Below are 20,610 nucleotides of genomic sequence, written 5' to 3' on the forward strand. Positions count from 1 at the left end.
GATGATACTGCCGATTTTATATCAAAAAATTATTATCAAGAAATTAAATAAATTTATTAAAATATATTGGTGAACGGCAATGAAAAAAAACTTTCCTTTTAATGAAGATCATATTGAATTGAAAAATTCTTTTTATGTAGATGAAAATTACAGCGAAAAGCATGTCCATATGATTCACTCTCATGAGAATGCACTTGAGCTGCTTTATATTTACAGCGGAGAGGGAAGATATTTTGTCAGAGACAGAGAATATGCCGTGCATTCCGGAGACCTCATGATATGCAATGCAGGTGTATTACACGGAGAATCACCGTTACAGAAACATACCATGCAAACATACTGCTGTGCTTTTTCCGGACTGGAGACAGAATCTGACAAAAAATTGCTGGCTTATGAAGAAAAACCTCTTTTTTCTCTGCCCGCAGAAAAGGCGGAATGTTTCAATGCTTTAATGCCGATAATCTATAATGTTTTTTCCGGATCGAAGGTAACGGCGCACCATCTGTCGATGGGGCTACTGTCTATGGCCTGTGAGGAGATCTTAACAAGAATGACAGCCAGAACAGCATTATATGAGCAAAAAAACGAAAATCTCGTTCGAAAAATAACAGCTTATATTGATAAAAATTACAAAGAAAGTATATCACTTGAAAAAATCAGCAGAGATCTTTACATTAGTCCTTCAAGATTATCTCACGTGTTTAAGGAAGAGACAGGCCTGTCACCGATTCAGTATGCTATTCACAGACGGATCGGTGAAGCGCAGAGCCTGCTTGTGGAAACTGATGAACCCATATGCTTTATTGAGGAATCGCTGGGCTTTTGCAGCAGTGTCCATTTCAGCATGATGTTCAAAAAACACGTGGGTATTTCGCCTAAAGCGTACAGGCAGCATTTTTGTAAATAAATTTTCATTTCAAAGCATCACTCGAAATGCCGGAACAAGAAAATTTTGTTCCGGCATTATTTATTGGTGAAAATCAGATTATTTTGTCATATAGAAAAGCTCTCAGATAAATATACTTTGCAATATTTTATAATAACCTATAAAAAAAATTTTCGATCCATTGATTGGCAGCATTCATAACAGCAGGATATTGATAACATATAAGACCGATATTTGCTATACTTTAAATAAAGTTAATGAATAATTTAAATTAACTAAATATTTTGTTGCAAGCAAGATTACTTAATTTTGTGTTTAAAATTAATGTTTTAGGAGGATGCTTCATGGAGAAAAATTTAAATATCGGTATTGTGGGAACGGGCGCTATCGGTCGTACCCATATCGAAAGGATCAATCGAAAGTTACAGGGAGCAAAGGTCACCGCCTGCGCGGATGCCAATTTAGATTTTTGCAGATCTGTAGCTGAAAAATACGGACTGAAGGTTTATGAAAACGGAGAAGATATGATTGCAGACGATAAAATCAATGCAGTTATCGTAACGACTTTGGACGCTTTTCACGAGGAATATGTTCTAGCGGCGATAAAAGCAGGAAAATTTGTCTTCTGTGAGAAACCGCTTGCACCCGAAGCCCAGGCGTGCAGGCGGATTGCAGAGGCCGAAATTGCTGCGCGCAGGCAGCTGGTGCAGGTTGGCTTTATGCGGCGTTACGATCCGGGGTACCGTCAGCTGAAAGCCCTGATCGAGTCAGGCGAATACGGCAGTCCGCTGATGCTGCACTGTGCACATCGAAATCCTGACGCTCCCGGATTCACGACAGATATGCCTGTAGAAAATTCAATGATACATGAGATCGATGTTTTGCGCTGGCTGATCAGTGAAAATTATATCAGCGCAGAAGTGGTTTTTCCGAAGACTACCAAATATGCGCAGGGAGCCTTGAAAGACCCGCAGATAATGTATCTTACAACTGAATCAGGAATAAGGATCGATGTTGAATCCTTTGTTAACTGCCGCTACGGATATGATATAAAGTGTGAAGTTGTATGCGAAGAGGGTTCATTAAATCTGCCGGAGCCTGCAAATGCCATGGTCCGCAGCAAAGCTTCACGCATGACGCCTATTTGCCGCGACTGGTCGGAGCGATTTATTGAAGCCTATAATGTAGAATTTCAGGAATGGATAAATTCCTGCCGGGCAGGAGTGGTGAGCGGGCCGTCGGCATGGGACGGCTATCTGGGACAGGTAGCTGCCAAAGCCGCATCAAAAGCGCGTGACACCCAAACCAGAATCGCAATAAAGACCGAACCGACACCGGATTTTTATAAAAAGTAATTTACAAAACAACAGCCGAATAAGACAGCCGCTCTTGTCAGTCTGTGTTTTTTATACCATAACTATGGCTGTACCAGAGATTTTTATAGCATTTCAACTGTTGTCATAATGTAGAATAAGCGTTGTTTTATTTATAATCCTGTTCTATAAAAAGTTGAAAAATATTGTATTATTCATCTATTCTTGAAAAACATTGATAAAAAATTTATATGGACAGAGACATCAAATGATTTTCCCAAATGATGCCCCTGTTTTTTTATGTCCAAAAAGGCGGATTTTTTCCTGCGGCTGTTCTTAACGATCAGTCAGCGGATATAGCTTACCGTGCCTGTTCGGCGCTTGGGAGCTGGCTGCAGAGCGGTACCGGCATCCTTATAGCCGAGCGCAACGGCAAAATATGGCTGATAGCTGTCCGGGATGCCCAGCTCTCTTACTTCCGGCAATTCAAAAAAGAAATTGACCAGTCCCAGCCAGCAGCTGCCTATTCCCAGACTTTCCGCGGCCAGTAAAATATTTTCGATAGCCGCGGCGCAGTCTACCAGCGGTGTGTAATGAAAGTCAGTACCTGCCAACGGCAGTGGTGAAGTGGCAGTTTTGTCGCCCGAAACTATCACCACGGTGGGAGCGTGATGGAACACATTATACTGATCTGAGGCACCCATTTTATTTGCCCATTTATGTAAAGGCAAAATCATTTGCTGTTTGATTTTTTCATTCATTGATTCGATCAACAGCTTATTTTGAATAACGGTAAAATGCCAAGGTTGACAGTTATGACCGCTGGGAGCATAGGTACCTGCTTCAATTATGGCATTTAATTCTTCTTCTTTGATTTGTTCAGGCAGGTATCTTCTTACGCTCCTCCTGCTTTTTATTACGTTAAAAATTTGATTCATTTTGAATCCTCCCCATCATCAGCAGTAAATTTTTAATACCAGACTATAAAATGTGTTCAGGCATTGACCACTCTTCAAAGCTTTTACTGAATTGGAAAAGCAGTATTACATGCTTAAAGTGCCTTTATTGATATTATACAATATTGGTAAAGTATATTCTATTCCTTCTATACCTAATTTTCTCTTTGATGAGAAATCGCAATGTCACCCATTACAAGCAAAAATTTATATATCTTGCAAAATGTATTTTGGAACAATGACACAACACTAATTAGCAAAACAGAAAACTATATAGTTAATAACATCCTCATTTATATGGATATTATGAGTAATATTTTTACAATGAATTTGATTTTTTTAAGACAAATAATATAATTTATGGTTTTATGTTGATGATAAAGGTGATAAGTTATAAGATATAAATCAAATTCAAAGAGGAGGAATTATCATAGACACTTCAAAGCAAAAAAAACTGCTGTTCGCCATTGTGACAATGTTCTGGTTTGCACAATACGTGTACGTACCATATCAGACACCCTATCTTTTGATGAATCAGGTTGCTTTCTCTGCTACTGGCATCATTATGGGAGCATATGGCTTTTCTCAATTGGTACTGCGAATGCCTATAGGTGTCATGGCAGATAAAAACGGCAATCATAAATTATTCATCATAATAGGTGTGGCAGCATCTGCTCTGGCGTCTGTATTCAGGTTGACAATGCCGCCAGAAACAGGATTTTTCTGGGGAAACATTTTATCGGGACTCGCTTCTGCTATGTGGCTGTCCTTTATGCTGCTTTATTCCGAATTTTTCAGGAAGGAACATATGCAAAAAGCAATGGGACTGATGATGACGGCCAACAGCATAGGAATTTTTATGGGATTTATGCTTTCAACAATATTGTATGGAGCTTATGGAATGAATCTGCTGTGCTATCTCAGCGTCATTGCCGGAGGAACGGCAATGTTTTTATCATTTTTTCTTAAGTCGGCTGATAGTCATAATAAAACGGTTTCTGTTAAAAATCTTCTTACCGTCTATTGGAATAAAAGGCTGATATTCTTTGGCCTTCTGGTATTCATTCAGCAGGGTATACTCATGTCTACCTGCATGAGTTTCACGATGCAGATAGCGCAGCAAAATGGTGCTTCTTCAATACAGATTGGCATGTTGTCACTAGTATACATATTATCTGCAATATTCTTTTCATATTTCGCATCATCCAAACTGGCACAAAAGCAAAGTCCTATGTTCTGGCTATTGACTACAATGCTTTTAATGGCTGTATACTGTTTTTCAGTACCTCATCTAAAAACAGATCTGATAATTATTTTTCAAATTCTTATGGGCATGTCCACAGGTATTTTAGTTTCCTTCTGTACCTTTGAAGCAATAAAGGAAATACCTCAAGGCAAGCGTTCAACCGCAATGGGATATTTTCAGGCTATATTTGCCGCAGGCATGACAATCTTACCTGCACTGGCAGGAAAAATTGCCGAAAATTATGGCGTACAGTTTTCTTTTTATGCAGAAGGTATTATAGCTGTAGCCGGAGCTGTACTTACAGTATATTACTACCGGCTGCCAAAGAAAACTATTGTGTAAAAAATATAATTATACTATAATGTTATCAATAAATACCAAAAATAGTGTTAATATATAGTAATGAATTCTGCTCAAATCAAATTTGGAAGGGATGCCAGCATATGAAAATAGATCGCATAAACCGTATTAAGGAAATGTTGCAGGAGTCAAATACTATCTCAATTGATAAACTTTGCTCTGCCTTTGAAGTGTCCAAAAATACAATAAGGCGCGATATTACAGAATTGGAAAAACAGGATGTAATAAAAAAAATATACGGCGGTATCATGTTAAAACAAAATAGAGGAGAGCCGGAACCTTTCGCATCCCGTGAAGTAAAAAATTCAGCAGAGAAAAAAATTGTAGCAAAACTGGCTGCTGGTTTTGTGAAGGATAACGATGTAATATTTATTGATTCGGGAACAACAACGATGCATCTCATACCATATCTGGCAAATATTAAAAATCTTACTATTCTGACCACAAGCCTTTATATAATCAATGCGGCTGCAAATTATTCTCAGTTTAATATTATTTGCACAGGAGGGACTTTCTATTATCCTTCCAAAGCCTTCATCGGTTCCAGTGTTCTAAAATGCCTTGATAATTATAATATATCAAAGGTATTTTTGGCATCTGCGGGTGTCTCACTGGAGAATGGAGTCACCAACACGTCATCTCTTGAATGTGAAACAAAAAAAATTTTAATGTCTAAAAATGCTCCTAAAATATTGCTCATAGATTCTTCCAAACTTGATACGGCTTCTTTAATGACTTTTGCACAACTCAGGGATTTTGACGATGTGGTTATAGACAATAAACCGCCTCAGAAATACATTACGTATTTTGCTGATAACAACGTTAACTTATGGTATTCAAAAAATCGTGACTGAAATCAGACCACGGCCTTAATCTGACTCTGCCATATAATATATTATAAAATTTAAATATTTATTGTATCAGCAAAAAGCCTCGGTTTATAACCGAGGTTTTTTGCTGTATTAAAACATTTATGGTTAAATTATGATAATATTATTGACTTTTATTCAGTTTTATATTATTTTATAATCACAATATTATCAAGTTAGTTCACATTCAAACTATAATATTAAAAGCTCAATTAGGAGAATAATGAAATTTGAGCATAGGATCTATACAAATTTAAGTAAATTACAGATCCAACAAAGAAAAGAAGGTAACTAAAAATGGGACTTATTATAATTGTTATTGCACTAATTGGCTTAATGTATTTTGCATACCGAGGATATTCGATCATTTTAATCGCACCCATATTTGCTGTAATAGCAGCTATTGGTAGTGGTTACGCCGTAATGCCGATATATAGTGAGCTTTATATGACCAAAGCAGCCGAATATATTAAGAACTATTATCCTATTTTTTTATGGGGAGCCGTATTTGCAAAAATTATGGAGGTTGGCGGACTGGCTGCTTCTGTTGCAAGCAAGATTGTAGAAACACTGGGTAAGGATAGAGCCATTTTAGCTGTGCTTTTAGGCTGTGGAGCATTAAGTTACGGGGGACTCAGCGTATTTGTTGTCGCATTTGTCATGTATCCCTTTGCCGCCATTTTATTTCGAAAAGCACAAATTCCTAAACGATTATTACCGGCAACACTATGGATGGGTATATTGACTTACGCAATGATTGCCATTCCAGGAACTCCGCAGATTCAAAACATCATACCAACGGCTTTTTTCGGAACAACGACCTGGGCAGGAATTCATACGGGACTTCTGGCTGCAATATTGTATTTTGCCATAGCATGGCTGTGGATTACATATCGTTATAAGAAACTTGCGTCTGCCGGCGAAGGATATGGCTCATATACTTTAAATGAACCAGAAGATATAAGGCATGATGATTTGCCGCGATGGTATCTGGCAGTGCTGCCTCTCATTTTGGTAGTGATCATTAATTTGCTCATCAGCAATCCTTTTTCCTGGCAATGGGCTTATTATTGGAACAGCCAAAGCCTGGCACCTTTTTCGGCATTAAACCTGCCTCTTTTGGCTCCCAGTGTAAATCGTGTGCAGGCAATATGGTCCATTAATGTTGCTCTCATCGTCAGCAGTATTGTTGCAGCGTACATAGGACGCAAGCGATTAAAGACAAAAGGAGGGTTAATTTTTTCTGTCAATGATGGCGCTATAGCATCTGCTTCAGCAGTTTTAAACGTAGCATCAGGGTATGCCTTTGGTTCTGTTGTCGCATTGCTGCCGGGTTTCCAAGCTGCTAAAGACGCATTGCTGCATATTAATAGCAGCGGCAGTCCGTTACTTTCTGCTATTATTACCACAAATATTATGACCGCTATTACTGGATCGGCATCCGGCGGCCTGACCATAGCCTTGGGTATGCTGGGAGACGAATGGCTGACCTGGGCGCACAGCATTCAAATGTCACCGGAGATTTTACACCGAATTATCTGCATTGCTTCAGAAGGGCTGGATACTATGCCTCATGCCGGCGCTCTGGTTACATTGATTGCTGTATGCGGACTTACCCATAAAGATTCCTATTATGATGTATTTGTACTTACATTGCTTAAAACAACAATTGCTTTTATTGTATGGGGTTTTTACAATTTAACGGGTTTGAATTGAATAAGAAACAAATTATCCAGCGTTCATAAATTATATATGCAAATCTTATACATATAAGAAAAACCTTGCTCAGAAACCAGCGGATAAATTTTCTCCTGTGCTGCTTATTTTAAGGAATGAATATGAACAAGTATTTTCTGAAATATTGAGCCATAACACAAAATTATTTCAACCGTATCTTAAAAAACCTTGGCTTACAGACCGAGGTTTTTGCTGTTTAAGAACACTTATGATGAAAACATGATAAAAGCTATTGATATTTTTGTCATTTTGTATTATTTTATAACCATAATATAATCAATTTAAAAACATATTAATTCAAAACTTACTCAGAAGGGGAAAGAAAATGTCAAAAATATTTTTTGTTCCAAACAAAATATTATCAGGTGAAGGTGCTGTGAAAGATATCGGTCAATATTTGAGCGGTAAAGTAAAAAAAGCTCTTCTTGTCACTGATAAATTCATGGTACAGTTTGGCAATGCGAAGAAAGTCACCGATGCGCTCGACGCATGTTCTATAGACTATATACTTTACGACGGAGTAAACGGTGAACCAACCGAAAGTATGGTGGAAAAGGGTGTTTCCTTGTATAGGGAAAATAATTGTGATTTTCTTATTGGTCTGGGCGGCGGCAGTCCCATGGATACAGCCAAGGCGATAGGTTTTATGTCTGTGAGCAAAGGACAATTAAGTGATTATATGCATAAGTCTATCGATACGCCTGTACCTTATCTTGTTGCCATACCGACCACAGCCGGTACAGGTTCGGAAGCTACACAATTCACTATTATAACCGACACTAAAAACAATGTGAAAATGCTTCTGGCCGGACCATCCATTCTGCCTCAGTTAGCCATAATAGATCCTGATTTCACACTGACAGCGCCTGCTAAAGTCACGGTAGCAACAGGTATTGATGCTCTTTGCCACGCCGTAGAAGCATACACTTCAAGGAAAGCGCAGCCTTTGTCCGATATATTTGCATTATCCGCAATAAAGCGGATACATAAAAATCTGCCGCTTTGCTTTGCCGACGGAAAGAATGTTGAAGCAAGAATGCAGATGTCACTCGCTGCCACAGAAGCAGGAATATCATTTAATAATTCATCGGTAACTATTGTTCATGGTATGAGTCGGCCGATCGGTGCCCTTTTTCATATAGCACATGGAGTTTCCAATGCAGTTCTGCTCGTTGCCTGTATGGAATTTGCCGTTAAAGAAAATACAGCGCGCTTTGCGCAGATAGCCCGGCTGATGGAAGTGGCAGGCGAAAGTACACCCGATCATGAAGCGGCAGAATCACTAGTTGAAGAATTATCACGTTTTTGCAAAGCTTTGGAAGTACCGACCTTGGCTGAGCTCAATGTGAATAAAGAAGATTTCATGGAACAGCTGGAAAAAATGGCAGCAGATGCACTTGACAGCGGCAGCCCTGCCAATACTATGCGCCAGCCTGCCAAGGAAGATATCATTGCAATATACAAAAAACTATTTTGAGCTTGAAAATACAGTAATAAAGGGGGAAAATGTAAATGTCGCTTGTAAAGATGAGTGAGCTTTTGCATTCGATAAAAGATAATTCCTATGCGATCGGCTCTTTCAATGTTTCCAATATGGAGATGGCAATGGGAGCGATAAGAGCTGCAGAAAAAATGAATGCTCCTATCATGATACAGATAGCTGAGGGCAGACTGAGGTATTCACCGCTTGAGCTGCTGGGTCCGGTAATGGTCGCTGCTGCAAAATATGCGTCTGTTCCCATTGCAGTTCATCTTGACCATGGCGGAACGATGGAAACTATTAAGCTGGCTCTTGACATCGGCTTCACGTCCGTGATGTTCGACGGTTCGAAATATCCGCTGGAGGAAAATATAAAGCTGACAAAAGAGGTAAAGGCTCTTGCCGATGGATACGGGGCAGATGTTGAAGGTGAAATAGGCAAGGTCGGCGGCGCAGAGGGAGATTATAAGGAGGTGGATATTGCAATCACCAGTGTTGAAGAGGCTGAACGATTTGCAAAAGAGACCGGGATCGACGCGATGGCAGTTGCTATAGGAACGGCGCACGGCAATTATAAAAGTGAACCCAAGCTCAGAATAGACCGCCTGCAGGAAATCGCAGCCGCGGTAAGCTGTCCCCTGGTGCTGCACGGAGGGACAGGACTGACAGCAGATGACTTTCACAACTGCATCCGAAACGGCATAAAAAAAATAAATATAGCAACAGCCTCCTATGACAGTGTGGCCAGGTATATAAAAGAAACGATAAGTGCCAAACCTGATGCCAATTACTTTGACATCAGCGATGCGGCAGTGAAAGCTGTAACGGAAAATATTGTTAAACATATGGAAATATTCGGATTAAAAAATAGACTTTAACAAAGGGAGATAAAAAATGGCTCTGTTAGAATTTGATAAATCAAAACCAATGGATATAATCCCAATGGGACGGGCAGCTATAGATTTCAATCCCAATGAATTGAACAGAACACTCGACCAGGTTCGCACCTTTACCATGTATTTAGGCGGAAGTCCTGCCAATATAGCAGTCGGCATGGCAGCACTCGGCAAGAAGTCAGGCTTTATCGGTGCCGTTTCTGATGATCAATTCGGCACCTTTATTGAAAATTTTTTTAAAAACAGAAATATTGATACAAGTCAGATCATAAGGGCCAAAAACGGCGAAAAACTTGGGCTGACATTCACTGAAATATCCAGCCCCACCGACAGTCAGATTTTGATGTATCGCAATATGGCGGCAGATTTTGCTGTTTCACCTGAAGATATATCAGAGGAATATATAAAGAACAGCAAAATTTTATTGGTTTCGGGAACAGCACTTGCAGCCAGTCCTTCCCGCGAAGCATGCTTTATGGCTATTCGATATGCCAAAAAACATAATACAAAGGTGATTTTCGACATAGATTACCGGCCGTATAATTGGAAAAGCCTGTCAGAAGTGAGCATATATTATTCACTGGCAGCTCAGATGAGTGATGTCATTATGGGGTCAAGAGAAGAATTTGATCTTACTGAAAATTTACAATATGGAAACAACAGCGTATCAGACTATGAAATAGCCGATAAATATATAGAATTGGGCAATAAAATAGTCATAATAAAGCACGGAAAAAAAGGATCTGTAGCTTACGGAGCAGACGGAAAAGCTTATAAGGTAAATTCCTATAAGGTGAAACTTCTGAAATCCTTTGGCGGCGGAGATGCTTATGGTTCAGCGTTTATTTATGGACTGCTGGAGCATTGGGAACTGCCGGAATGCCTGCGCCACGCTACGGCACATGCGGCAATGGTCGTGGCCAGCCACAGTTGTTCCGAAGCTATGCAGGATATAGTATCCATTGACAAATTTATCAATGAACGTAAAGATGAACAAGTGATAACGCCTGTAGATTGGAAGGTTGTATTATGAGTGAAGAAAAATTCGGCCGTTTGGGAAGAACTCTGCAGCATGGCTACAACAGCATGGTCACATGCGACAGCAATATGATGATGGATATAGGCTATCAGGTCATGAATAAAAATGACGCAATTTTCTTTGAGGAAAAAGGAAAAGAAACAGCCTATGTGATTCTTACCGGTGAAGTAGAAATTTCCTGGGAAAAACATACGGAAAAGATGAAAAGGACTTCACTGTTTGATGAAAATCCTTACTGTCTGCATGTTCCGTCCGGAGTAAAGGTATCCATAAAAGCTTTGAATGATGCCGAAATGTTAATTCAAAAAACAGAAAATGACAGAAACTTTACCGCCAAATTTTATTATCCCAAAGATGTACAGTGTGATATCTTTGGCAAGGGACAGTGGGGCGGCTGCGCTGAAAGGACCGTCCGTACCATATTCGACTATGAAAGCGCACCGTATTCCAATATGGTAAACGGAGAGATCATTAATAAACCTGGACGCTGGACCAGCTATATACCTCATTTTCATCCGCAACCGGAGGTATATACCTATAAATTTGACAAACCACAAGGCTTCGGCGGCTGTTTTATCGGCGATGACGCTTTTAAAATTGCCCATAACAGCTGGTGCGCCGTCCCCGGCGGACAGACGCATCCGCAGACTGCAGCACCAGGCTACGTTATGTGGTACAGCTGGATGATAAGGCATCTGCCGGGCAACCCATGGGTAAAAACCCGTACTGACGACAGTGAGCACACATGGCTTTTGGCTGAAGATGTCAAAATCTGGCCGGATAAATAATTCGGCGAAATATGAATGAGAGGATGAATCTAATCAATGGCAAAAACAATTCGTCTGACTATGGCTCAGGCATTGGTAAAATTTTTGAACAATCAGTATATTGAGTTCGACGGAAAAGAAAACAGAATGTTCAAGGGGATTTTCACTATTTTCGGGCACGGTAATGTAATTGGGCTTGGACAGGCTTTGGAAGAAGATCCGGGAGAATTGACGGTTCATCAGGGGCGCAATGAGCAGGGAATGGCGCATGCGGCTATGGGCTATGCAAAACAAAAACTCAGAAAACAGATTTACGCCTGCACCTCTTCTGTCGGTCCAGGAGCCGCAAATATGGTGACGGCGGCGGCCACAGCGACCGCAAACTGCATACCGGTGCTTTTTCTGCCCGGAGATGTTTACGCCACCCGCCAGCCTGATCCGGTGCTGCAGCAGATGGAACAGCCGTCGGATCTTTCGATCAGTACGAACGACGCTTTCCGGCCGATAAGCAAATACTGGGACAGAATAGCACGCCCGGAGCAGCTTATGTCTGCCTGCATCAGTGCCATGCGTGTTTTGGCCGATCCTGCTGACACGGGGGCAGTCACGATAGCTCTGCCGCAGGATGTCGAGGGCGAGGCTTATGATTATCCGGAATACTTCTTTGCCAGACGTGTTCACCGCATTGATCGCCGTCCGCCGACGAAGGCAATGATCGAAGATGCTGTAGCAGCAATAAAAGCACATAAAAAACCTATGCTGATCTGCGGAGGCGGAGTGAAATATTCCGAAGCATGGGAAGAGTTTAGAAATTTTGCCCATAAGTTCAATATTCCCTTCGGTGAAACTCAGGCGGGACGCGGCGCTATAGTCTGGGATGATGAGATGAATCTGGGCGGCATTGGTGAAACAGGCGGTCTGGCCGCCAATGTGATCGCCAAAAAAGCTGACCTGGTAATCGGTGTAGGAACACGCTATACGGACTTCACAACATCATCAAAATGGCTTTTCCAGAATCCCGATGTAAAATTTCTTAATATAAATGTATCTGAATTCCATGCTTATAAGCTGGACGGCATACAGGTAGTGGCAGATGCCAAAGCTGCACTGGAGGCAATAAGTGAAACTTTGGAAAAAACCGGAGGTTATAAAAGCACTTATACAAGTGAAATAGCTGCGGCAAAGGAAGAATATAACACAGAAATAGATCGTGTTTACGGTGTTGAATATACAGGCAAAGGATTTGTTCCTGAAATTGATGACCATCTTGACCGTGAAAAGGTATTTGAAGAGGTTCATAATATCACCGGTTCTTATCTCACTCAATCTTACGCTTTAGGTGTATTGAATGATTTCATGAAAAATGATTATGTCGTGGTCGGTTCTTCAGGTTCGCTGCCAGGTGATCTGCAGAGGGCATGGCGGGTGAAGGAACAAAACAGTTATCATGTTGAGTATGGTTTCTCCTGCATGGGATACGAAGTAAATGCGGCGCTCGGCGTAAAGCTGGCGGAGCCGGATAAAGAAGTATACAGCTTCGTCGGGGACGGTTCTTACATGATGCTTCATTCTGAGCTGCCAACCTCCATACAGGAGCATAAAAAGATAAATATCATTTTATTTGACAACATGGCATTTGGCTGTATTAATAATCTTGAAATGGAGCATGGCATGGACAGTTTTGGCACTGAATTCAGATTTCGTGACGAAAAGACAAATAAGCTCACCGGCGGACTGGTGCCGATAGACTTTGCCATGAACGCAGCTTCCTACGGCTGTAAAACATATAAAGTCACGACTGCCGATGAATTGAAAGAAGCTCTGGAGGATGCCGCGAAGCAGACTGTTTCAACACTTATAGATATAAAAGTACTTCCAAAAACCATGGTCCACAAATACGGCTCTTGGTGGCGTGTGGGTGTGGCACAGACGTCTAAAAGTCAGCGCATTCGCAAGGTATATAAAGAAATTTCCTTGAAAATAGATGAAGCAAGAAAATATTAAACATGAGTCGGATATGCTTATACTTAAGTATATCCGACCATATGACCAGAACAGACTTCAGTATTAATAATTGTTATTTTCAGATAAGACAAATAATATTTTAAATTTTAAAAAGTCATTACTAATTATAGTGGTTATTGCGTGTGATAAAAATGAATATTTTACTTCATATAATGTATACTCAAATCTCAAAACTCAATTTATAAATTTAATTGCAAGACATATCTCATTGCTCAGTTAAGTATTATTCCTATAAAAACGCACATTTATAAATAGAAAGTTTACCCATAACGCATACTCTTTCAAAAATATCCGCTATGGGATTAAACTATATCAGCAGCTCATCAAAAAATGAAAATGTTTTACTAATGGGAGGATAAAAGATGTCTACTCACATAAATGATCAAGGACATGCATTTCTTAAAAAAATTGCTTTTTCCGCAACTTTCGGTGCTATATTGTTTGGTTATGATACAGGAGTTATAAACGGTGCACTGCCGTTTATGTCATCGCCCGATCAACTGAATCTGACTCCGGCCAGAGAGGGAATGGTCGCCAGCAGCCTGCTTTTCGGAGCTGCAATTGGGGCCTTCTTCGGCGGACGTATTGCAGATGCCAAGGGACGCCGCAAAATGCTCCTTATTTTGTCGGTAATATTTTTCCTATCAACTATAGGCTGTGCTCTGTCCCCCAGTTTTGAAGTCATTGTATTTTTTCGCTTCATACTGGGGCTTGCTGTCGGCGGTGCATCAGTTACCGTTCCCACCTATTTGTCAGAAATGGCTCCCGTTGAAGGAAGAGGGCGGTTGGTGACACAAAATGAACTGATGATAGTATCGGGGCAGTTAACAGCATTTGTGCTGAATGCTATTTTGGCAGTTTCTTTTGGCGAAGCAGGCCACATTTGGCGCTGGATGCTTTCAATAGCCACTATTCCTGCGGTCTGTCTGTTCGTCGGTATGTACCGAATGCCGGAAAGTCCGCGCTGGATGGTCCGGCATGGCAGAATCAGTGAAGCCTTGGAAATTTTGAAAAAAATACGTAATGAAGAGCAGGCTGTAGCTGAACTAGAAGAAATTCAGACAAATATTGCCCGCGAAAGTTCTGTCAGTCAGGTTAAATTCAGTGAATTAGGGACTCCATGGATACGCCGTATAGTCTTTATCGCAATAGGCATAGCAATGTGTAATCAGTTCGGCGGTGTCAATTCCGTTATGTATTACGGCACACAAATACTGCAGAATGCCGGTTTCAGTACAAATGCTGCCATCGTCGGAAATATAGCAAACGGCATCATTTCAGTAATCGCAACCTATCAGGGCATTTATCTGATGAAAAGCCACGGTGTTCGCAAATTACTGATGCTGGGTTTTATCACCACTATGATCTGCCATATCATTATCGGCACCTCAAGTCTGCTGTTTTCGCATGAAGCATTTTTCCCATATTTTATTCTTTTTATGACTGTAATGTTTATGATGTTCAATCAAGGTTTGATTGCACCAACAACATGGCTTCTTTTGTCAGAGATATTCCCAATGCGTCTGCGCGGTATGGGCATGGGCCTTACAGTTCTTTTTTTATGGCTTACCAATTTTGCAATAGGTCTGTCTTTCCCTGTACTGCTGTCAATAGTGGGACTTTCAGGAACATTTTACACTTTTGCCTGCATCGGAGTAGTCGCGCTTATTTTCGTGAAACTTTGGGTCCCTGAAACCAAGGGACGTTCGCTTGAAAAAATCGAAGAAGATTTCAGAGCCTACGGTGCTACAGATGAAGAAAAAGCTAAGCAATATATAGAAAAAATTTGAATTTTACTATAAACATACCTGCTGCGATAATATTATCTGTTCAGTAATGTTGAGTGAGAGTTTTAGCGTACCGATTTTATCACGCGTTTATATAATATCAAGATTTACGATTATCGAGGGAAGCTTATCAGCTTCAAAATACAATATATCCAGAGCAGGATATAGGGGAGGCCGATATAAAAGCAATTTTATTTGTTTGAATATGCACTAGGACCCATTTTAAACTTTCTAATATATATTATAATATTTTAAAACATTGATTGAAAACAAAGGAACTGCACTTGGCAGCTGATTTTTTATTATTGATTGTTTCATCATATATACAATTGCTTTGGTGAATGATTTAAGTATAAAAAACAATTACATCGAATATAAATCGTTAATTTACAAGTAGAGAGCCTTCTATGGTTATGAATTTTAATTATAGAAGGCTTTTTGCATTTTTCAATAATAATCAGGTATAATAACTAAAAACAGTTTTGCAGATATTTCTTCGGACAAGTATGCAGAAGCATCCATTGAAATAGAACAGCTAACATCTAAAGAGGTAAAAAAATTGACAGTACAGCATTATATAAAAAAAGATTTTCAACCGGGCATTGAAAAGGATATACGATTGCTATACGTATGTGAGGCGGATGAAAGTCAGGCAAATTATCCTTCACTGCTGCACTCACACAATGATCGTCTGGAATTGGTCTACGTATATAAAGGTGAAGGAATCCACCGCATAGGCAATAATCTTTATCATACTCAGGCTGGTTATATATCAGTATTCAACAGCAATGTTCTACATGACGAAATGGCCAGGCCTGATATAGGCATGGGTTTTTTCAATTGCGCCGTAAAAGGCCTGAAAATCAATACTCTGCCGGAGAACTGGCTTATCCCCCAAACTGTCAGCCCGATATTGAAATGCGGCGATATCAGCTGGTGTGTAGAAGATATCTTTCGGCAGATGAAATATCATTTATCCAATAACCGAGAAGGCGCAGAGCTTATATGTCAATATTTGATGGATGCACTTTTATGCATGATTATGAATCAAATTCCCTTTGAGGCAGACAAAAAAAATACAGAAGACAACGAATTGATCATCGAAGTAAAATCATATATTGATACGCATTATTCTGAAAAGCTGACATTTGATTCGTTGTGTGAAAAACTGCATATCAGTGAATCCTTTCTCTCACATAAATTTAAAAAGGTAACAGGTTTTTCTCCTGTACAATACATAACACGCAGACGTATGGGAAAAGCACAGACTCTTCTGATAAGTTCTGACGAAAGCATCACCGAAATAGGTGCTGTGGCCGGCTATGAAAATACCAGTTACTTTAATATGCTGTTTAAAAAAATTATCGGCATGACCCCACTGGAATACAGACGATACTGGGTCGGCAAGGAACAATACAGAAAGCTTGATGCATTGAATCAGGATAAGCTCTGATATTCCATAGTCAACTTGCTTCTTATATTTTTCGATGCCCAAAGCAGCTCCGTTACGGTTTCTGAAATGAGTTATTTATTATGATGCCAGATATTGATATTTTTATTTTACGGACTTAAAAAGTATATATATTTCAGGCCTGCGGTTCTGATGAACGTGCGAGATACTGCAAGTTATTTTCCCACAAAAAGCCTATAATACAAGTATAAAAAATATACAGCCGCAATAATGAAGGGAGTCCTTTGATTATGAAATTAGGTATGAATGAAGCTACAGCTTTAGAAAAATCTTCTTTAGAAAAAGATTTGGAATTATGCGAAAAATATAAATATGACTATATTGAAATTCGCACTATGGACAGTCTGCCGAATTACCTGAAAAAACACAGCATTGATGATCTGGCCGAATATTTTAAAACACATAAAGTAAAACCGCTGGCTTTCAATACATTGTGCTTTTTCAACAATCGTACACCGGAAGAATATCAAAAGGTCCTGGATGAGCTGAAGTATATGTGCGAAGTGGGCAACAAAATCGGCTGCAATACGATTATAACAGTTCCGACTGTGGACCTTAAAAAAACCACTCGCACTCAGATACGCAAATCAGCAGTAAAATGCCTCAGTGAAATGGCAGATCTGGCAGCTGATTATAACATGCGGCTGTCGGTGGAATTTATCGGTCATCAGGCAGCATCAATAAACACTTTTGGTCAGGCTTACTCAATAATTGAGGAAATTGATAAAAAAAATCTTGGTATCACTCTTGATTGTTTTCATTTTCATGGAATGGCATCCAAAATAGAGGATTTGGAAAAGGCAGACGGACAGAAAATTTTTGTTGTTCATCTGAATGATACTGAGGATTTTCAGATAGGTGTGCTTTTAGATGAGGACCGTGTGTGGCCGGGAGACGGATGTATTAAATTAGGAAAGATTTTCCGCACGCTGAAAAAAATCGGCTGGAAAGAAGATGTGGTTTCTCTGGAATTGTTCCGTCCTGAATATTACCAAATGGATCCCGATGACGTATACCGTATTGGCATGGAAAAATCAAAATCGATTATCAATAAGATCAACATGATCGAAAAGGGTTGGTTTTGAGAATTTTTATAAGTATCATACAGGCTTAGTAAAAATGGGCATTCATTTATTACTGAGTTATAAAAGGCTCATTGTCGGTGCATTCTATATCAGATGCATCGATAATGAGTCTTTTCTGTTTATTTTTTCATAATTTATAGATAAAACTAATAATTTTTAATATAAAAGCTTCGGGCAAACTCATTGACACCGATAATTAATATGCTATACTGATGGCAAGTAACGGAGGAGGGATAGGAAATGAAAAATCTGACATTGTTATTTACTGGAATTACACTCGTCGGTGGTGTGATTCTTTCATTGATATCTGGCTCATGGATCATGCTGGCAGCAGCTGTTATCCTGATGGGCAGCAGTTTCGTAATAAGCTATATAGGCAGTATGCTGGCCTTGTCAGGCGATGAAGCTGCAGATGATGCTGAAAGTGTCGTTTATCGGCGCGCCTGTGCAAATAAGTAGAACTCTGACTTTGGCTTCAGACGGTTTTGTATAATTATTAATATCAAGAAACACAATAGGACGGGTTCAATTTTTTATTGAACCCGTCCTATTGCTGTCCAATTAGATCAGTATATAGATTTATCCGGATCAGCGCCCAAAGTGTCCAGTACCTGCGGCAATTCATTAAGAAGCTCCATATCTCCGTCACTGAGTGCAAAGTCAAAGATCAGCGCGTTTTCTTTTATGCGATCAGGTTTTACGGATTTAGGCAGCGGCAGTATCTGTTTTTGCAATGCCCAGCGCAGACATATCTGTGCGATAGATTTACTATATTTTTCACTCATTCTCTGCAGTTCGGGCATCCTGAATATATCACCATGAGCCAAGGGCGACCAGCCTTCAACGACAATATTATTTTTATGGGCAAATTCAACCGTATCGACATGATTCAATCCCGGGTGCAGCTCTATCTGGTCTACCATGGGCGCGATCCGGCAATGATCAAGCAACGGACGCAGGTGCCGTATCATAAAATTGCTGACACCGACAGCGCGTATATATTTTTCCTGATAAAGTTTTTCAAAGGCTTGCCAAGTTTCCAATATCATTATTTGCCAGTCATGTTCATGTCCCTTTACTATCGGCCAATGTATAAGATATAAATCAAGATAATCAGTCTGAAGTTTTTTAAGCGATTCATGAAAAGCCTTTAATGTGTTTTCATACCCTTGATCATGATTCCACAGCTTACTTGTGAGAAAAATATCGCTGCGATGCACACCGCTGCCTGCTATTGCTCTACCGACACTTTGTTCATTACCATAAATAGCTGCAGTGTCAATATGGCGATAGCCGATTTTCAAAGCATCCAATACCGCTTTTTCCGCGGCACTGTCAGGTGTTTTCCAAGTTCCATAACCAATACAAGGTATCTTAACCCCATTATATAATTCATAACAATCTGTTAATTTCTGCATGTAAATCGCCCTTTCTCTGCAATGCCCCAGCATATTCTGCCAGATAATAATTCCGAAAATCATCACAAGCAGGACAGGATGGATGAGAGTCTATAATTTCAACTCCATTCTTATACCTGTTGTGTATCATATTATAAATATTTTGATTAATTTTTATCAATATATTTATAATATGATGTTAATACGAGGTGTTAAGTTTGTCAATTTTTTTATGTAAAATGATAATTTTTTGATTGATAAAACCATAATTAATTTGTAATATAGTATGCAGAGACATATTTTACGATTGATTATCCGCTTTACCGCACCTGCATGTGCAGATTACGCGACTGCGACAGCCTCTGAATATAAAAATCATAATCTCAGGGTGATAAAATGACTATACAGTACTACATAAAAAAACCGTTTAAACAAGATTTTGAACAAAACGCAAAATTGCTGTATGCCTGCTTTGCCGATGCTGTGCAGACAAGCCTGCCTACAGTCCTCCACTCGCATCATGACCGATTGGAGCTTGTATATATATCTGAAGGACAGGGCCTGCATCGCATCGGAAATGGTCTTTATCATACAAAAGCCAATGATCTGCTGATTTTCAATAATAATGTCCTGCACGATGAATGTGCTAATCCCAATACAGGAATGAGTATATATACCTGTGCTGTAAAAAACATAAATCTATCAGATATGCGGGAAAATGAAATTATTAGTGATAACTTTGAACCGATTTTGCACTGCTCTGATCAGGGAAAAATTATAAAAAACATATTTGAAGGAATGATTGGCCAGCTTGCAAATGACTGCTGCGATGCTGATAACATATGTCAATATTTGCTTAGTGCATTGCTGCTGGTAATTACCCGTCAGGTGCCCAAAACAAGAAAAGCCTTTTCACTAAGAGAAAGTGAGTTGGTAATCCGCATAAAACAATATATAGATGACCACTATTTGGAAGCACTGACTCTGGACGGTCTGAGTGAAAAACTGAATATGAGCGATTCATATCTGTCACATAAATTTAAAAATTTTACCGGTTTTGCACCAATGGAATATATTATCCGAAGACGTATCGGAAAAGCTCAGTCATTGCTTATCAGCACAGATAAGAGTATAACGGCAATAGCGGCGGAAGTGGGTTATGAAAATAATAGTTATTTCAATACTCTCTTCAAAAAAATGGTGAGAAAAACACCTCTGGATTACCGGCGTTATTATGTAGGAATAGAACAATATAATAAATTAAACCGGTTGTCCAAATTTTAATGGCTAAATAAG

At 39.6% G+C, this 20,610-nt stretch carries 17 protein-coding genes; 15 read left to right on the forward strand and 2 right to left on the reverse strand.

The window, feature by feature from the left end; all coding sequences use genetic code 11:
• Positions 1–79 precede the first annotated feature (79 nt).
• Together I6758_RS12380 and I6758_RS12385 are read left to right on the forward strand one after the other, a co-directional pair.
• Positions 80–907: an AraC family transcriptional regulator gene (locus I6758_RS12380; RefSeq protein WP_196605569.1), complete on the forward strand. Its 828-nt coding sequence runs from the start codon at positions 80–82 to the stop codon at positions 905–907.
• 323 nt (positions 908–1,230) lie between these two features.
• A complete protein-coding gene (locus tag I6758_RS12385; RefSeq protein WP_196605570.1) occupies positions 1,231–2,241 on the forward strand; it encodes a Gfo/Idh/MocA family oxidoreductase in 1,011 nt (336 codons plus the stop codon).
• A 305-nt stretch (positions 2,242–2,546) separates the two neighbouring features.
• Here the strand turns inward: I6758_RS12385 and I6758_RS12390 are convergent, their stop codons facing one another.
• Positions 2,547–3,137, reverse strand: a complete 591-nt coding sequence (locus I6758_RS12390) for a nitroreductase family protein (RefSeq protein WP_196605571.1) — start codon at positions 3,135–3,137, stop codon at positions 2,547–2,549.
• Between the two features lie 487 nt (positions 3,138–3,624).
• Between I6758_RS12390 and I6758_RS12395 the strand changes: the two genes are divergently transcribed.
• The 12 genes from I6758_RS12395 (at position 3,625) to I6758_RS12450 (ending at position 18,376) form a co-directional block, all read left to right on the forward strand.
• Positions 3,625–4,743 carry an MFS transporter gene (locus tag I6758_RS12395; RefSeq protein WP_330998055.1) on the forward strand — a complete coding sequence of 373 codons (1,119 nt, stop codon included), beginning with the start codon at positions 3,625–3,627 and terminating at the stop codon, positions 4,741–4,743.
• Between the two features lie 101 nt (positions 4,744–4,844).
• Complete coding sequence (locus tag I6758_RS12400) at positions 4,845–5,615, forward strand: DeoR/GlpR family DNA-binding transcription regulator (protein ID WP_196605572.1); 771 nt, start codon at positions 4,845–4,847, stop codon at positions 5,613–5,615.
• A gap of 312 nt (positions 5,616–5,927) precedes the next feature.
• Positions 5,928–7,346 (forward strand): GntP family permease, encoded by a 1,419-nt coding sequence (locus I6758_RS12405; RefSeq protein WP_196605573.1) that lies wholly within the window; start codon positions 5,928–5,930, stop codon positions 7,344–7,346.
• A gap of 346 nt (positions 7,347–7,692) precedes the next feature.
• On the forward strand, positions 7,693–8,844 hold the full coding sequence (locus tag I6758_RS12410; RefSeq protein ID WP_196605574.1) for an iron-containing alcohol dehydrogenase: 1,152 nt from the start codon (positions 7,693–7,695) through the stop codon (positions 8,842–8,844).
• 35 nt (positions 8,845–8,879) lie between these two features.
• Positions 8,880–9,725, forward strand: coding sequence for a class II fructose-bisphosphate aldolase (locus tag I6758_RS12415; protein ID WP_196605575.1), 846 nt, complete (start codon positions 8,880–8,882; stop codon positions 9,723–9,725).
• 16 nt (positions 9,726–9,741) lie between these two features.
• Entirely contained in the window at positions 9,742–10,776 is a 1,035-nt protein-coding gene (iolC, locus tag I6758_RS12420; RefSeq protein WP_196605576.1) for a 5-dehydro-2-deoxygluconokinase, read from the forward strand.
• A complete protein-coding gene (locus tag I6758_RS12425) occupies positions 10,773–11,570 on the forward strand; it encodes a 5-deoxy-glucuronate isomerase (protein WP_196605577.1) in 798 nt (265 codons plus the stop codon). The genes iolC and I6758_RS12425 overlap by 4 nt, the downstream gene beginning before the upstream one ends.
• Before the next feature lie 36 nt (positions 11,571–11,606).
• Positions 11,607–13,553: a 3D-(3,5/4)-trihydroxycyclohexane-1,2-dione acylhydrolase (decyclizing) gene (gene iolD, locus I6758_RS12430; RefSeq protein ID WP_196605578.1), complete on the forward strand. Its 1,947-nt coding sequence runs from the start codon at positions 11,607–11,609 to the stop codon at positions 13,551–13,553.
• Positions 13,554–13,936: 383 nt separating this feature from the next.
• On the forward strand, positions 13,937–15,364 hold the full coding sequence (locus tag I6758_RS12435) for a sugar porter family MFS transporter (protein WP_231038660.1): 1,428 nt from the start codon (positions 13,937–13,939) through the stop codon (positions 15,362–15,364).
• Positions 15,365–15,920: 556 nt separating this feature from the next.
• Complete coding sequence (locus I6758_RS12440) at positions 15,921–16,814, forward strand: helix-turn-helix transcriptional regulator (protein ID WP_196605579.1); 894 nt, start codon at positions 15,921–15,923, stop codon at positions 16,812–16,814.
• Between the two features lie 248 nt (positions 16,815–17,062).
• Positions 17,063–17,917, forward strand: a complete 855-nt coding sequence (locus tag I6758_RS12445; protein WP_196605580.1) for a sugar phosphate isomerase/epimerase family protein — start codon at positions 17,063–17,065, stop codon at positions 17,915–17,917.
• Positions 17,918–18,157: 240 nt separating this feature from the next.
• Positions 18,158–18,376 (forward strand): hypothetical protein, encoded by a 219-nt coding sequence (locus tag I6758_RS12450; RefSeq protein WP_196605581.1) that lies wholly within the window; start codon positions 18,158–18,160, stop codon positions 18,374–18,376.
• 107 nt (positions 18,377–18,483) lie between these two features.
• Here the strand turns inward: I6758_RS12450 and I6758_RS12455 are convergent, their stop codons facing one another.
• On the reverse strand, positions 18,484–19,335 hold the full coding sequence (locus tag I6758_RS12455; protein WP_196605582.1) for an aldo/keto reductase: 852 nt from the start codon (positions 19,333–19,335) through the stop codon (positions 18,484–18,486).
• A 375-nt stretch (positions 19,336–19,710) separates the two neighbouring features.
• On the opposite strand from I6758_RS12455, the gene I6758_RS12460 reads away from it, so the two are divergent.
• On the forward strand, positions 19,711–20,598 hold the full coding sequence (locus I6758_RS12460; RefSeq protein WP_196605583.1) for an AraC family transcriptional regulator: 888 nt from the start codon (positions 19,711–19,713) through the stop codon (positions 20,596–20,598).
• Positions 20,599–20,610: the final 12 nt, after the last annotated feature.

It is taken from the genome of Pectinatus haikarae (genome assembly GCF_015732185.1).
Taxonomy (GTDB): Bacteria; Bacillota; Negativicutes; order Selenomonadales; family Selenomonadaceae; genus Pectinatus; species Pectinatus haikarae.

Coding starts and splice junctions, on each gene's coding strand:
- I6758_RS12380 (WP_196605569.1), top strand. CDS start 80: ATGAAAAAAAACTTTCCTTTTAATGAAGATCATATTGAATTGAAAAAT.
- I6758_RS12385 (WP_196605570.1), top strand. CDS start 1,231: ATGGAGAAAAATTTAAATATCGGTATTGTGGGAACGGGCGCTATCGGT.
- I6758_RS12390 (WP_196605571.1), bottom strand. CDS start 3,137: ATGAATCAAATTTTTAACGTAATAAAAAGCAGGAGGAGCGTAAGAAGA.
- I6758_RS12400 (WP_196605572.1), top strand. CDS start 4,845: ATGAAAATAGATCGCATAAACCGTATTAAGGAAATGTTGCAGGAGTCA.
- I6758_RS12405 (WP_196605573.1), top strand. CDS start 5,928: ATGGGACTTATTATAATTGTTATTGCACTAATTGGCTTAATGTATTTT.
- I6758_RS12410 (WP_196605574.1), top strand. CDS start 7,693: ATGTCAAAAATATTTTTTGTTCCAAACAAAATATTATCAGGTGAAGGT.
- I6758_RS12415 (WP_196605575.1), top strand. CDS start 8,880: ATGTCGCTTGTAAAGATGAGTGAGCTTTTGCATTCGATAAAAGATAAT.
- iolC (WP_196605576.1), top strand. CDS start 9,742: ATGGCTCTGTTAGAATTTGATAAATCAAAACCAATGGATATAATCCCA.
- I6758_RS12425 (WP_196605577.1), top strand. CDS start 10,773: ATGAGTGAAGAAAAATTCGGCCGTTTGGGAAGAACTCTGCAGCATGGC.
- iolD (WP_196605578.1), top strand. CDS start 11,607: ATGGCAAAAACAATTCGTCTGACTATGGCTCAGGCATTGGTAAAATTT.
- I6758_RS12435 (WP_231038660.1), top strand. CDS start 13,937: ATGTCTACTCACATAAATGATCAAGGACATGCATTTCTTAAAAAAATT.
- I6758_RS12445 (WP_196605580.1), top strand. CDS start 17,063: ATGAAATTAGGTATGAATGAAGCTACAGCTTTAGAAAAATCTTCTTTA.
- I6758_RS12450 (WP_196605581.1), top strand. CDS start 18,158: ATGAAAAATCTGACATTGTTATTTACTGGAATTACACTCGTCGGTGGT.
- I6758_RS12455 (WP_196605582.1), bottom strand. CDS start 19,335: ATGCAGAAATTAACAGATTGTTATGAATTATATAATGGGGTTAAGATA.
- I6758_RS12460 (WP_196605583.1), top strand. CDS start 19,711: ATGACTATACAGTACTACATAAAAAAACCGTTTAAACAAGATTTTGAA.